The 11,526-nt window shown below is 65.1% G+C and carries 14 protein-coding genes and 1 pseudogene; 8 read left to right on the top strand and 7 right to left on the bottom strand.

What is annotated here, in order from left to right:
• Window positions 1-10: 10 nt before the first annotated feature.
• Complete coding sequence (locus ACFQEV_RS10190) at window positions 11-589, bottom strand: twin-arginine translocation signal domain-containing protein (protein WP_379695495.1); 579 nt, start codon at window positions 587-589, stop codon at window positions 11-13.
• 595 nt (window positions 590-1,184) lie between these two features.
• Here ACFQEV_RS10190 and ACFQEV_RS10185 point away from each other — a divergent pair.
• The 7 genes from ACFQEV_RS10185 (at window position 1,185) to ACFQEV_RS10155 (ending at window position 5,826) form a co-directional block, all read left to right on the top strand.
• Window positions 1,185-1,724, top strand: coding sequence for a DUF8009 family protein (locus ACFQEV_RS10185; RefSeq protein WP_379695493.1), 540 nt, complete (start codon window positions 1,185-1,187; stop codon window positions 1,722-1,724).
• A gap of 43 nt (window positions 1,725-1,767) precedes the next feature.
• Window positions 1,768-2,199: a hypothetical protein gene (locus ACFQEV_RS10180; RefSeq protein WP_379695491.1), complete on the top strand. Its 432-nt coding sequence runs from the start codon at window positions 1,768-1,770 to the stop codon at window positions 2,197-2,199.
• 33 nt (window positions 2,200-2,232) lie between these two features.
• Window positions 2,233-2,877, top strand: a complete 645-nt coding sequence (locus ACFQEV_RS10175) for a DUF6517 family protein (RefSeq protein ID WP_379695489.1) — start codon at window positions 2,233-2,235, stop codon at window positions 2,875-2,877.
• Between the two features lie 94 nt (window positions 2,878-2,971).
• Window positions 2,972-3,142, top strand: a complete 171-nt coding sequence (locus ACFQEV_RS10170) for a hypothetical protein (protein WP_379695487.1) — start codon at window positions 2,972-2,974, stop codon at window positions 3,140-3,142.
• Complete coding sequence (gene corA, locus ACFQEV_RS10165) at window positions 3,139-4,137, top strand: magnesium/cobalt transporter CorA (protein ID WP_379695485.1); 999 nt, start codon at window positions 3,139-3,141, stop codon at window positions 4,135-4,137. The genes ACFQEV_RS10170 and corA overlap by 4 nt, the downstream gene beginning before the upstream one ends.
• Window positions 4,138-4,368: 231 nt before the next feature.
• Window positions 4,369-5,361 (top strand): transcription initiation factor IIB, encoded by a 993-nt coding sequence (locus tag ACFQEV_RS10160; RefSeq protein ID WP_379695483.1) that lies wholly within the window; start codon window positions 4,369-4,371, stop codon window positions 5,359-5,361.
• A 285-nt stretch (window positions 5,362-5,646) separates the two neighbouring features.
• Entirely contained in the window at window positions 5,647-5,826 is a 180-nt protein-coding gene (locus ACFQEV_RS10155) for a DUF7836 family putative zinc-binding protein (protein ID WP_379695481.1), read from the top strand.
• Window positions 5,827-5,936: 110 nt separating this feature from the next.
• Here the strand turns inward: ACFQEV_RS10155 and ACFQEV_RS10150 are convergent, their stop codons facing one another.
• On the bottom strand, window positions 5,937-6,344 hold the full coding sequence (locus tag ACFQEV_RS10150; RefSeq protein ID WP_379695479.1) for a translation initiation factor IF-2 subunit beta: 408 nt from the start codon (window positions 6,342-6,344) through the stop codon (window positions 5,937-5,939).
• Between the two features lie 206 nt (window positions 6,345-6,550).
• Here ACFQEV_RS10150 and ACFQEV_RS10145 point away from each other — a divergent pair, with 206 nt between their 5' ends.
• Window positions 6,551-6,787: a UPF0058 family protein gene (locus ACFQEV_RS10145; RefSeq protein WP_379695477.1), complete on the top strand. Its 237-nt coding sequence runs from the start codon at window positions 6,551-6,553 to the stop codon at window positions 6,785-6,787.
• 192 nt (window positions 6,788-6,979) lie between these two features.
• Here ACFQEV_RS10145 and ACFQEV_RS10140 read toward each other — a convergent pair whose 3' ends face one another.
• The 5 genes and pseudogenes from ACFQEV_RS10140 to ACFQEV_RS10120 form a co-directional block, all read right to left on the bottom strand.
• A complete protein-coding gene (locus ACFQEV_RS10140; protein ID WP_379695475.1) occupies window positions 6,980-7,405 on the bottom strand; it encodes a DUF555 domain-containing protein in 426 nt (141 codons plus the stop codon).
• Window positions 7,406-7,613: 208 nt separating this feature from the next.
• Window positions 7,614-8,525, bottom strand: coding sequence for a DNA-3-methyladenine glycosylase family protein (locus tag ACFQEV_RS10135; protein ID WP_379699826.1), 912 nt, complete (start codon window positions 8,523-8,525; stop codon window positions 7,614-7,616).
• 76 nt (window positions 8,526-8,601) lie between these two features.
• Window positions 8,602-8,775 (bottom strand): annotated as a pseudogene (locus ACFQEV_RS10130) (mechanosensitive ion channel family protein); the annotation flags it as partial.
• A 79-nt stretch (window positions 8,776-8,854) separates the two neighbouring features.
• Complete coding sequence (gene malQ / locus ACFQEV_RS10125) at window positions 8,855-10,342, bottom strand: 4-alpha-glucanotransferase (RefSeq protein ID WP_379695473.1); 1,488 nt, start codon at window positions 10,340-10,342, stop codon at window positions 8,855-8,857.
• Window positions 10,343-10,426: 84 nt separating this feature from the next.
• Window positions 10,427-11,359: an endonuclease/exonuclease/phosphatase family protein gene (locus ACFQEV_RS10120; protein WP_379695471.1), complete on the bottom strand. Its 933-nt coding sequence runs from the start codon at window positions 11,357-11,359 to the stop codon at window positions 10,427-10,429.
• Window positions 11,360-11,526 lie beyond the last annotated feature (167 nt).

Genomic DNA, 11,526 nt, shown 5'->3' with positions numbered 1-11,526 from the left:
CCGCGGTGCGTTACCAGAGCCAGCCGTCGTTCTCGTCGAAGCCTTCGCCCTCGAAAAGGCTGTTCTCGTAGTCCTCTTCGACCGGGCTGAAGTTGGCCTTCACGAGCCGGTTCGTCCCCTCGTAGAAGCTCGCCTCGTTCCAGAGGGAGTACACTTCCGGCTGGGTGAACTCGTTCTCGCCGAACGACTCGTCGTCGTCGACGACGTAGCCCGCCTCTTCGCTGTAGTTCGGAATCTGGGCGTCCTGTGCCTGGAAGAACAGCACCTTATCACCCGTGTTACGGTAACTTATCATCCGAGTGTTGTACCCCTCGAAAGGACTTCCGAGGTTCGCGGGCGCGTTCGGCGTCCAGTCGACGACGGGCGTCGTGATGATGAACTCCGCCTCCGGGCGGAAGTCGTTCTGGTACATTATGCAGTCCATCTTCTCGTCGTTCAGGAGGATGTCGTCGTCGTCCCCACCGTCTTCCTGCGCGACAGCGCTCCCGGAGCTTCCGAGGCCGAGCGCGACCGCCCCCGAGGCCAGTGCACCCTTCTTCATGAAGTCTCTGCGCGAATCACCGCTACCGTCTGTCTCGTTTCCATCCATAGTAGGTCTCGGACCATCGCGGCCCACATAATTACATTGTCATTACGTCCGTAGACCATTTGGTTGCATTAGACGGCATCTCGCCGAGTTTTAGGAAGTTTGAGTGATACGGTAGCCGGAAATTGTAATCGGTGCTACATTCGTCGCATCGCTCCGTTCCGACGCGCCCCTCGGCCGTCTCCCGGTCTACGGAGCACCGCATGCAGGCCCGGAGGAGTCGAAACCGGCAACGGTGGCGGGCGACCGGTCGGGAGCGAACTCGTCGTACCGTCGCCGGCGGAGGACCTCCGCGCCGTACCGCGGTCTCGGTAGGGGTCAGTGCGGACCTTGCGAGGTGCGGTTCATCGGGGTGGCGCACCCTCCTTCCCGCCCTCTGACTCGCCGGCCGCAGATATCGGCCGTCCCCGATACCACGGCAAGTCTTAACAATGCGAACGACTAACGTGGCGTCGTACAAATGAGTGAACGGGTGTCATTCGTCTGTCGAGAGTGTGGCGCACGGGTTTCTCCGGGCTCGTTCCGGGCGAACTGTCCGGACTGCGGCGGCGAACTCGGGCCGGACGCCGAACCGCGGGTGACGGCGGGCGACTGACCGATGGGCGCGGACGGCGAACGCTCTCGGTCGGGCGGTGACGGCGCGGCGGAGAGCGACGCGTCCGGCGATTCGCCCGGCGACGTGTCGGGAGATGCGTCCGAGAGTGCCGACGCCGGAGGGTCCGCCGACCCCCGCGTCGTCCGTTCGCTCGCGGTGACGACGGACGACGTGGTGACGGCGTTGGAGGCGAACGAACGGCGCGGGACGGACGCCGTCCTCCGCGTGACGCCGCCGTTCGCCGGGCGGATGCGCGCGCGGTTGCACGTCGAAGGCGGGGAGGGCGAGTACGACGGCGAGGTGACGCCGCTTCACGTCGGCCCCGAGGCGTTTCTCGCCGAGGACCTGCCGTATCCGACCGTAGACCGGACGGGGGACGAACTGCGGGCGTCCGAGGAGGCGTACACGCGGGAGCGACACAGGGCGCGGCACGCCGAGGCCGTCGAACGGTGGCGCGCGTCGGTCCGAGACTCACTCGCGGACGCGGTTACGATTTCGCTCGACGGCGAACCCCACACCGTCGAGGTTCGGTACCTCGGCTGACCGCGACGACCTTTTACCGTGTGCGCCGAGTAGAACGGACGAGATGAGTCGCGGTTCGAGCGGCGACGGCTACAGGCGGGGACGCGACGTCGAACGAGAGCGGGACGATCCGTCGGTGAGCGGCGTCTACCGGCCGATCCTCCCGGTCATCTGGGGAATCGGCGCGGTCCTGTTCCTCGTCGTCGGCTGGTTCGACCTGCGGGGGGCGTTGGCCGTCGTCCTCGTCACCCACCTCTTCTTCGCCGGGTTGATTCGCGCCGACATCAAGTCGCTCCGGCGGCAGGGCGTCGATTGGGGGCACTCCCGGCACCTCTGGTTCGGGGCGGCCTTCACCCTCCCGTTCGTCGCACTCGCCTACTACTGGTACAGCGGGCGCGTCGTCCGGCGGGCGAACGAGTCCCGCGGCGTGGGCGACGCAGACGACGCCGACGACGGACGAGGCGCGTCCGACGACCGTCCGGCGCGGTCCACGTAGTTTATTTCTGTCGGCGCGAAACGGTCGCACACTATGAAAATCCGCCGTACAGTAGCCGTCCTTCTCGCAGTCGCGATGCTCGTCTCGACGAGCGGATGCGTGGGCGTCCTCACCGGTGAGAAACCGCTCACCGTCTCCGCCGACCCGGCCGTCGTCGAGGAGTCCGTGGCGTCGAACGCCGGTTACACCTCGAACGGGACTCGAACCGTCGAGGTGAACCGCACGTTCAGCGTCGCCGGGCAGGAGCGAACGGTCGTCGCCGAGAACAAGATGACGACGTACGAGAAGTCGCTGGACCTCGCGGTCGTCGAAGCGAAGGTGGGCGTCTTCACCGTCGTCTCGACGCCCGCCGTCGAAGTCGCCGGACAGACGCTCAACCCCATCGGCGACTACTCGAACGCGCGCCTCGTTGAACTCGTGCAGAACCGATACAGCGGCCTCTCCGACGTTCGAGAGGTGAGTTCGCGAACCATCACCGTCCAAGGGACGGAGACCGAAGTGACGAAGTTCGCCGGAAAGGCGAACGTCCGGGGACGGCAGGTGGACGTGTACGTCCACGTCACGAAGTACCGCGACGGCGACGATTTCGTGGTCGCCATCGGCATCTACCCGCAACCGCTGAACGGCGAACAGCAGAACGTCCTCTCGATGATGCGGGCCATCCAGCACCCCGCGTAGCCGGCGGACGACGCCCGGACGCGAACGCTCCGTCCGGAAATCGGACCGCCGCCGACCGAACAACGCTTTTCTCCCCTGCGGGAAAGAATCGGACATGAACAGGTTGCGGGCCGCGGGTATCGCCCTGACCGTCTTGGGAGTGGTCGGGTACGTCCTCGGAACCGTCGAGGCGTATCCTGGTCGCTCCGCGTCGGTCATCGGCGTGATGGTCGGGGTTACGCTCTACTCTATCGGCCGGAGCATCGAGGGGGACGTCGCGGAATGATTTCGTCGCTCGTCTACGACGCCGGCGACGTCAACGAGGTCAGAGTCGAGTCGGAGACGGACCTCCGGGAGGCGCGCGACGCGCCCGGTACGACGTGGGTGCGCGTCGCCGACCCGACGGACGCGGAACTGGAGCAGATAATCGACGTGTTCGGCGTCCACCCCCTCGCGGTCGAGGACATCCAAAACGACGTGCGGCCGAAGACCGAGGAGTACCCCGCGCACACGTTCGTCCTCGTGAAGACGGCGATGCTTCGACGGGGGGAGACGACGTTCGACGAGGAGGTTCGCACGCGGCCGGTCGGACTGTTCCTCGGTCCGGAGTGGTTGGTCACGATAACCGACGAGGAGGGACCGGTCAGCGCGGTGTCGCAGGTGTGGCAGTCGGTGGAGAACCGCGACGGGCGGACGCTCCGGTACGGCCCGGACTTCGCCGCCTACCGGGTCGTCGACCGCGTGGTGGACGACTACTTCGACCTCTTAGACGACGTGGAGGACACCATCGAAGACGTCGAGGAGGGCGTCCTCGACGGCCCGGACGACGACGTGTTGGAGTCGTTGAACGCGGTCAGACGCGACCTCCTCTCGTTCCGGAAGGTCGTCTGGCCGACGCGGGAGGCCATCGGCGTCCTCTCGCGCGGCGACGCCGTCCACGTCCGCGAACAGACAGAACGCTACTACCGCGACGTGTACGACCACCTCGTGGAGGTGGTGGACCTGACGGAGACGTACCGCGACCTGGCGCGCGGGGCCCGCGACATCTACCTCAACGCACTCTCGCAGTCCACGAACGAGGTGATGAAGCGCCTCACCGTCGTGGCGACGATATTCATCCCCCTCACGTTCGTCGTCGGCGTGTACGGCATGAACTTCGCGAACAGTCCGTACAACATGCCCGAACTGGAGTGGGCGTTCGGGTACCCCGCGGTGATGGTCGGGATGGCCCTCGTCTCGTTCATCCTCCTCGTGCACTTCCAGCGCGAGGGCTGGATGTAACGAATAATCGTGTCGAAAGGTATAAGACACCCTTCTGCCCGAACGCCAGACTCACCTAATCGCTTGATTTCACGATTATTGAGGCGTGGTGAGTCGGTTTTGCCGCTCCGAAATCGAGCAAAGGTTTAAGTAGTCTCCCGCCTTACTAAGGGTAAGGACTCAGCCGGTCCGGGCATCTTCTTTCTCCCCTCTTCCACCGGCCTGGGCGAGTCTGCGTCAACACCCAACACCATGAGCGATACAACAATCCGAGAGTACGTCAGCACGAACCGCCAGCGAACGACCGACGAGCAGACGGAAGAACGAACGAACGAGACCGAACGAGAAGAGACCTGTCCCGAGTGCGGCGGCGACCTCGTCGCCGACGAGGAACACGGCGAGACCGTCTGTACGGACTGCGGACTCGTCGTCGAGGAGGACTCCGTGGACCGCGGCCCGGAATGGCGCGCGTTCAACTCCTCCGAGCGCGACTCGAAGTCCCGCGTCGGCGCGCCGACGACCCACATGATGCACGACAAGGGTCTCTCGACCAACATCGGGTGGCAGAACAAGGACGCCTACGGGAAGTCCCTGTCCGCGCGCCAGCGCGAACAGATGCAGCGCCTCCGCACGTGGAACGAGCGGTTCCGCACCCGCGACTCGAAGGAGCGCAACCTGAAGCAGGCGCTCGGCGAGATAGACCGGATGGCCTCGGCGCTCGGTCTGCCGGAGAACGTCCGCGAGACGGCCTCGGTCATCTACCGCCGCGCGCTCAGCGACGATCTGCTGCCGGGACGCTCCATCGAGGGCGTCGCGACGGCGTCGCTGTACGCGGCGGCGCGGCAGGCGGGCACCCCCCGCTCGCTCGACGAGTTAGAGCGCGTCTCCCGCGTCGACAAGATGGAACTGACCCGGACGTACCGCTACGTCGTCCGCGAACTGAAGCTCGAAATCGAGCCCGCGGACCCCGAGCAGTACGTCCCGCGGTTCGCCTCGGACCTCGACCTCTCCGACGAGGCCGAGAGAGAGGCGCGTCGACTGCTGCGCAACGCGAAGGAGTCCGGCATCCACTCCGGGAAGTCGCCGGTCGGCCTCGCGGCCGCCGCCGTCTACGCCGCCGCCCTGCTCACCAACGAGAAGGTGACGCAGAGTCAGGTGAGCGACGTGGCGAGCATCTCGGAGGTCACCATCCGCAACCGCTACAAGGAACTCCTCGAAGCGGACGACCGAGGAATCTTCGCGTAAATCGCTCAGCGGTGCGGGGACTCTGGTGACGCCGACGACAACCGCCCACGGTTCTCTTCTCTCTCTTTCCGTCTTCTCTCCGTGTTCTCCTCTCGTCTCTGCGTCTCCGACGCGTCCCGTAACTCTATCCACACCTCCCTTTCCGGGCTTTTTTCGAACGCCGAGAGCCGATAACCGGCGGTTTATCGCCGTATTTCGGCCGAAGACGTGCCGACCGTCGCCGTCCGCCGGCGCGTATTATATTCGCGGAAACATTTATTGACGTGCCAAATGTCACCTGACCACATGGTCGAAGCCTTTGTCCGTCTGTTGTGTCCCGAATGTCGGAAGGACTGGGAGTCTGCGCCGACTGATCTGTTCGACCCGAAGGAGAACTTTACGTGCGAAGGGTGCGGGGCGACCCGGCGACTGTCGGAGTTCATGCGGACCGAACGCGACCTAGAAACGGTGAAACAGTTTCAGTAGCCTCGTTACTCGGTGAAACGGGGGAATCAGACGCTCGGTAACGGAGCGACCGCTATCGAGTTCGGTAGCGCGCGATGCGGCGAGAAGGAGTCGGCGTGTCGCGACCGGCGTTACTGGTCGGGGACCGGCGAGAGCGCCCCGCAGGCGTCGCACTTCAGCACCGTCGCGCCCTGTTCTTCGACGAGTCGCGTGTCCGGCGACCCGCACTCGCTACAGAGAACGAACGAATCGACGTACTCGTCTATCGCGTCGGCGACCCGACGCTGTTTGAACGACCCCGTAAACCGGGCGCGGTCCCGAGCGTCGACGTTCGCACTCGTCCCGAGTTCCGTCTGCAGGAACTTCAGCAGGTGGTCCGGGTCGCGCGCGAGGCGGTCGTACGTGTCCTCGAAGTTCTCGTACACCGTCGCGTTACCCTCCTGCCGAATCGTCGGGTCGGGGACTTCGAAGCGGTGTTCGCCCTCCGCGACGTCCGGCGTCTCCTCGAGCGCCCGGTCGAGAGTATCCTCGTAGTCCATACCTGACGTGAGGGGACGCGGTCCCTAAAACGTTCACGCCAATCGCTCGACACGCCGTTATGTGGCTGATAACAGATGATAACCTTCACTATTGAAGACGTTAAAAACGCCTGAATTGACCGGGTAATCCACCCGATTTTGAAAGGCGTGTGTTAACGCGAGTCAAGATAGTAATATAATCCTCCGGTTGTAACAAACTGCTGCTCATGAAGAAGCAGGAGCTCATCCACCTGCACGGCCTGCTCGCAGAAGTCCACAGTCACGTAGAACAGTGGGAAGAAGACGACGTTCCACTTACTGCGTATAACGAACTTGGGGTCCGACCGACGTCCATCCACAAGTCCAAGACAGACCACAAAGCGGCCGTGTTCAAACTGGCGAAAGGAATCACCTCGTCGCTTGAGGAGACAACGCAGGAACCCGTTGCTCCGAAGGCCGACTGAGAGAACAACCAACGCAGTTACTCCCAGTCAGTTACACCTACGAGTGACTACTATCGGCGCGCGGAAAGACCGTGCGTCGAGAGTCGCACGGTGCCGCACCGATACGATAGCAGAGCGGAGCGCGCTTCGTTATACCCTTCTTAACGGCACGTTCGGGAGAAGAGCGGATGAGGGAGTCGCCGCGGAGGCGCGTCAGGAGTCGTCTACGAGGTCCTCGAACTCGGGGATGAGGTCGTCGTCACCGTCGTCCGCGGTGTCGGACTCCTCGTGATCGTCCTCCTCGTCCGGCAGCTCTTCGACTCGGAGAATCTTCAACGGGACGTTCTCGAGGAGTTGGCCGATCTCCTTCCGCGCGATTCGAGAGGCGTGTTCCTCCTGTTCGACGTTGAAGACGGTCATCTCCAGTTCGAGGGCGACCAGCGCCTCGTCTGCGGCGATGAACGCGGGCGGTAGTTCCTCGCCCGACGGGGAGGTCCGCGACCCCATGTTTATCTCGACGTAGTTGAGGTCCGGATTGAGCATCTCGCCCGTCTTCGAGATGCCGATGCGGATGGCTTCGTCGGGCGTCTCGACGTCGTACACCGGAACTGCGGCCTCGACGACGACTCTGCAATCCATGACAGTAGAACGTAGCGTTGCCTGCGGCAAGAAACTTCGCCCGCGCTTCACGCGAAATGAGTCTCTAGACGCCGAGAGAGTCCGGTACAGAGTGAGAGATCCACGGCGGGACGACCGGACACCGCCGGGGAGAGACGTCGCGAACTCCGCCGCTCACACCCACCGCGAGGGTCGTCCGCTTCGCTCCGTCCGCCTCGCTCTCGACCTCTCACTCGCCGCCTCCGCGGAGGTAATGAAAGAGGTACGTCTGCGCGTATCCGGCGTACTCGCCGCCGAGTCGCCGCCGAATCGCCCGCGAGGTTTCGGCGTACGTTCCCCGGCCGCAGTCGGGGTAGTGGTCGGCTATCGCCGACTTGATCCACGTGTCGAGTGGGACGGCTTCGAGGAACCCGAGCGAGAACAGGAGGACGCAGTCGGACACCTTGTCGCCGACGCCGACGAACCGGGTGAGTCTGTCGCGGGCCGCCTCGTACCCCAGTTCCGTCGCGTCGAGGGGGTCCTCGCCGCTTGCGACCATCTCGGCGGTTCGCTGGACGTACGGCGCGCGGTACCCGAGGCCCAACCCGCGCAGTTCCGCCTCCGTCCGTTCCGCGAGGCGGTCCGGCGCGGGGAACGCGTCGAACGTCCGCCCCCCGACTTCGATTTCGTCGCCGTACGCCTCCGCGAGGGCCATCTGCATCCCGTGGATGCGGGAGACGCGCATCTGCGCGGAGCAGATGAACGAGATCAGGCAGGGAAACGGCGGGTCGCGGACGATGCGCATCCCCTCGTAGGCGTCGTAAGCCCGTTCGAGCAGCGGGTCGTCGGACGTCGCGTCGAGAATCGCGTCCAAGTCGTCGTCCAGACGGAGGAGGTGTCCGAGAATCGGGACGGCGTCGCCCGTCGCCTCCCACTCCAGCCTGTCGCCGAGTTGTCGGACGCGGACGACCGTTCGCTCGTCGCAGACGCCGTCTATCGGCGGGACGACCGTCTCGTACCACGCGTCGCCGCCGTGGACGTCTATCGAGTCGTACATCCGACCGTCCGCGCGGTCCCAGAGGTACGATTGGCCGCTCTCTACCGTCGCCTGCAGGTCGAAGGGGCCGTCCACGTCCGCCAAGGGGAGGGCACCTGTCTCCAACTCCATCGTGCCGCGAGAGGGCCGCGGCCCGTTTCGGGGTTTCGATGCGCAAGTCGGGGGCGCGGCGGCCGACGCCTCAGCGGTTGCGCCCGAGGGGGAACTTCACCCGTTCCGGATGCTCGTTGAACTCCTCGAAGATGCGCTCGTAGAGGGCGTTTCTGGTCTTCGTCACGCGGCGTGGGTGCGAGAGGAAGCGCAGGTGGAGTTCGACCCACGACTCCGTCTGGACGACGTTCACCGTCGGTCGGTCACGTCGAGTCACTGCCGCGGCCTACGGCGGTCTGTCAGATAATCCCGCGCATCGTCCGAAGATCCGACGGCTTCGGCGGTCAGTCGCGGATGTGTTCGTCGGTCAGACCGGCGAGGCGGTTCGCGCAGTCGGCGTCGAACCCCTCCTCGGTGCACCGCCACCGCCAGTTCCCCTCGGCGGTGCCGGGGACGTTGAACCGGGCGTCGGACCCGAGTCCGAGGACGTCCTGCATCGTCGTGAACGCGAGGACGGCGTTCGACCGCCAGATGGCGTCGATTATCGACCAGTGAATCTCCGACCCGTCCGCGCCGATGTTGTAGTGGAGGCAGTCTCGCTGGTCGTCCGGCAGGTCCTCGTGGTAGCCCGCGAGGGTGTCCGTGTCGTGCGTCGAAGTGTACGCCGCGCAGTTCTCGGGGTAGTGCATCGGTTGGTACATGTGGCCCTGTTCGCACCACGCCGCGTACTGCGGGACGCGCATGCCGGGAAAGTCGAACCGGTCGCGGAGGGAGACGACGCCGTGGTCGAGGAAGCCGAGGTCCTCGACGACGAACGGCAGGTCGCCGAGTTCGCGTTCGACGGCCTCGAAGAAGTCCGCGCCCGGCCCGTCCCGCCACTCGCCCGCGGACGGCGGTTCGCCCGCAGGGATGGCCCAGTACTCGTCGAACCCTTTGAAGTGGTCGATGCGGGTGATATCGACGAGTTCGAAGAGGCGTTTCAGTCGATCCATCCACCAGTCGTAGTCGTTCTCGCGGAGGTACTCCCAGTCGTACAGCGGGTTCCCCCACGACTGGCCGTCGTCGCCGGGGTTCGGCGGGACGCCCGCGACGACGGCGGGTTCGTTCTCCTCGGTCAGGTCGAACGCCTCGGGGGCGGCCCACACGTCGGCGCTGTCGAGGGCGACGTAGATGGGGAGGTCGCCGACCAACCGCACGCCGCGTTCGTTGGCGTACTCCTTCAGGTCGCGCCACTGCCTGTCGAAGACGAACTGGACGAACTCGCGGTAGCGTATCTCCTCGCTCAGTTCCTCTCGGTGGCGTTCGATGGCGTCCTCGTCGTGGGTGCGTATCTCCTCGGGCCACTCCACCCACGCGCCGTCGTACTTCGTCCGGAGCGACATGAACAGGGCGTACCCGTCCAACCACGCGGACTCTCGCTCGCGGAACGCCTCGAACGCCTCGCGTTCGTCGCCCGTCGCCGCCTCCTCGAATCGGTCGTACGCCGCGCGGAGTTTCTCGCGCTTGTAGTCGCCGACGCGGTCGTACTCCACCTCGTGGTCGGAGAAGTCGGGGACAGGTTCCAACTCGTCGTCCGTCAGGTACCCCCGCTCTCGGAGTCGTTCGAGGCTGACCAACAGGGGGTTCCCGGCGAACGCCGAGTACGACTGGTACGGCGAGTTGCCGAGGACCGACGCCGTGGGACCGAGCGGACAGAACTGCCACAGCGACTGCTCCGCCGAGTCGAGCCAATCGACGAACGTCCGGGCACCGTCCCCCAAGTCGCCGATGCCGTGCGGCCCGGGGAGCGATGTCAGATGCATGAAGACGCCGCTCTGTCTGTCGAATCGCATATCCGAATCTCCGCGGCGCGACAGTTAAGCGTGTGGTCGGGCCACTCGGCGGAGACCCGACCGCGGGGACGACCGCCCGTCCCGTCAGGGTTCGAAGTGCGCGATGACCGGTAGGTGGTCCGACCGGTACGCCCCCTCACGGATTCCGAGGGTCCGGTACTGGAGTACCTTGGCCTCCTCGGGGGTGAAGACGTAGTCGATTCGGTCCTTCAACTCGTCGGTGAAGCCGTGGAACGTGCCCCACGGACCGTACACCGAATTCGTTCCGGCCTCGCGACGGCCGTCGACGACGGGACTCGGACCGGCGCCCGTCCGACCCGCGATGATGTGGTACGGCGGTTCCGTCGGGATGGAGTTGAGATCGCCCGTGATGACGACCATCTCGCCGTTCTCCGAACGTTCCATCGCCCGTTCCCGGATGATGTTGGCCGATTCGCGGCGGGCCTCAGGGTCGACGTGGGAGAAGTGCGTATTGCAGAACCAGAGGTCGGTGCCCGTCTCGCCGTGGGTCAGACTCGCCCACGTCGAGATTCGCGGGTTCTCGGCACCCCACCCGATGCTCGGTTCATCGGGCGTCGGCGAGAGCCAGAACACCCCTCTGTCCCGTTCCTCGAACTGGTCCGACACCCATGCGATGGGGACGGCTTCGCTCTCGTCGCCGCCCTCGCGGCCGACGCCGTACCACTCGTAGTCGGTGACCGTCTCTCGCAGGTCGGCGAACTGGTTCGGTTGCGCCTCTTGGATACCGAGGAGTTCGGGGTCGAGTTGGTCCACCACCTCGACGACTCGCGGCAGGCGCGCCTCCCACGGATAGTCGTCCTCCGGGTTGTCGTACCGAACGTTGAACGAACAGGCCGCGAGCGTTCCCTCCTCGTCCGGTTGCTCGTACTCCGTCGTTTCCTCGTCTGCCGCCTCCTCGGTCGTCGTCTCCTCGGCCGAGACGCTCCCGACGAGGCCCGGCACGCCGACTGCACCCACAGCGACACCGGCTCCGACGAGCGTTTCGCGTCGTGACATTCGTTCGACATCCATAACGATTGTTCGTGTCTTTTCACCGTCTAAAGTCTTCTCGCTGAGTGCGAGTATCTCAGTCCGGGGAGATGGTACGGAGGGTCACACCTTCGACCGAGGGTACCGGTTCGACGGACCGAACGGTGCCTCGAACCGGCGGGAGGCCAGCACGC

This window comes from Halopelagius fulvigenes (assembly GCF_042662625.1).
Taxonomy (GTDB): domain Archaea; phylum Halobacteriota; class Halobacteria; order Halobacteriales; family Haloferacaceae; genus Halopelagius; species Halopelagius fulvigenes.
The sequence above is the reverse complement of the archived record's forward strand: the minus strand, read 5'-3'. Positions and strand labels throughout refer to the sequence as shown.

Excerpts from the sequence above, each read along its gene's own strand:
- ACFQEV_RS10190 (WP_379695495.1), bottom strand. The coding sequence starts at position 589 with ATGGATGGAAACGAGACAGACGGTAGCGGTGATTCGCGCAGAGACTTC.
- ACFQEV_RS10185 (WP_379695493.1), top strand. The coding sequence starts at position 1,185 with ATGGGCGCGGACGGCGAACGCTCTCGGTCGGGCGGTGACGGCGCGGCG.
- ACFQEV_RS10180 (WP_379695491.1), top strand. The coding sequence starts at position 1,768 with ATGAGTCGCGGTTCGAGCGGCGACGGCTACAGGCGGGGACGCGACGTC.
- ACFQEV_RS10175 (WP_379695489.1), top strand. The coding sequence starts at position 2,233 with ATGAAAATCCGCCGTACAGTAGCCGTCCTTCTCGCAGTCGCGATGCTC.
- ACFQEV_RS10170 (WP_379695487.1), top strand. The coding sequence starts at position 2,972 with ATGAACAGGTTGCGGGCCGCGGGTATCGCCCTGACCGTCTTGGGAGTG.
- corA (WP_379695485.1), top strand. The coding sequence starts at position 3,139 with ATGATTTCGTCGCTCGTCTACGACGCCGGCGACGTCAACGAGGTCAGA.
- ACFQEV_RS10160 (WP_379695483.1), top strand. The coding sequence starts at position 4,369 with ATGAGCGATACAACAATCCGAGAGTACGTCAGCACGAACCGCCAGCGA.
- ACFQEV_RS10155 (WP_379695481.1), top strand. The coding sequence starts at position 5,647 with ATGGTCGAAGCCTTTGTCCGTCTGTTGTGTCCCGAATGTCGGAAGGAC.
- ACFQEV_RS10150 (WP_379695479.1), bottom strand. The coding sequence starts at position 6,344 with ATGGACTACGAGGATACTCTCGACCGGGCGCTCGAGGAGACGCCGGAC.
- ACFQEV_RS10145 (WP_379695477.1), top strand. The coding sequence starts at position 6,551 with ATGAAGAAGCAGGAGCTCATCCACCTGCACGGCCTGCTCGCAGAAGTC.
- ACFQEV_RS10140 (WP_379695475.1), bottom strand. The coding sequence starts at position 7,405 with ATGGATTGCAGAGTCGTCGTCGAGGCCGCAGTTCCGGTGTACGACGTC.
- malQ (WP_379695473.1), bottom strand. The coding sequence starts at position 10,342 with ATGCGATTCGACAGACAGAGCGGCGTCTTCATGCATCTGACATCGCTC.
- ACFQEV_RS10120 (WP_379695471.1), bottom strand. The coding sequence starts at position 11,359 with ATGTCACGACGCGAAACGCTCGTCGGAGCCGGTGTCGCTGTGGGTGCA.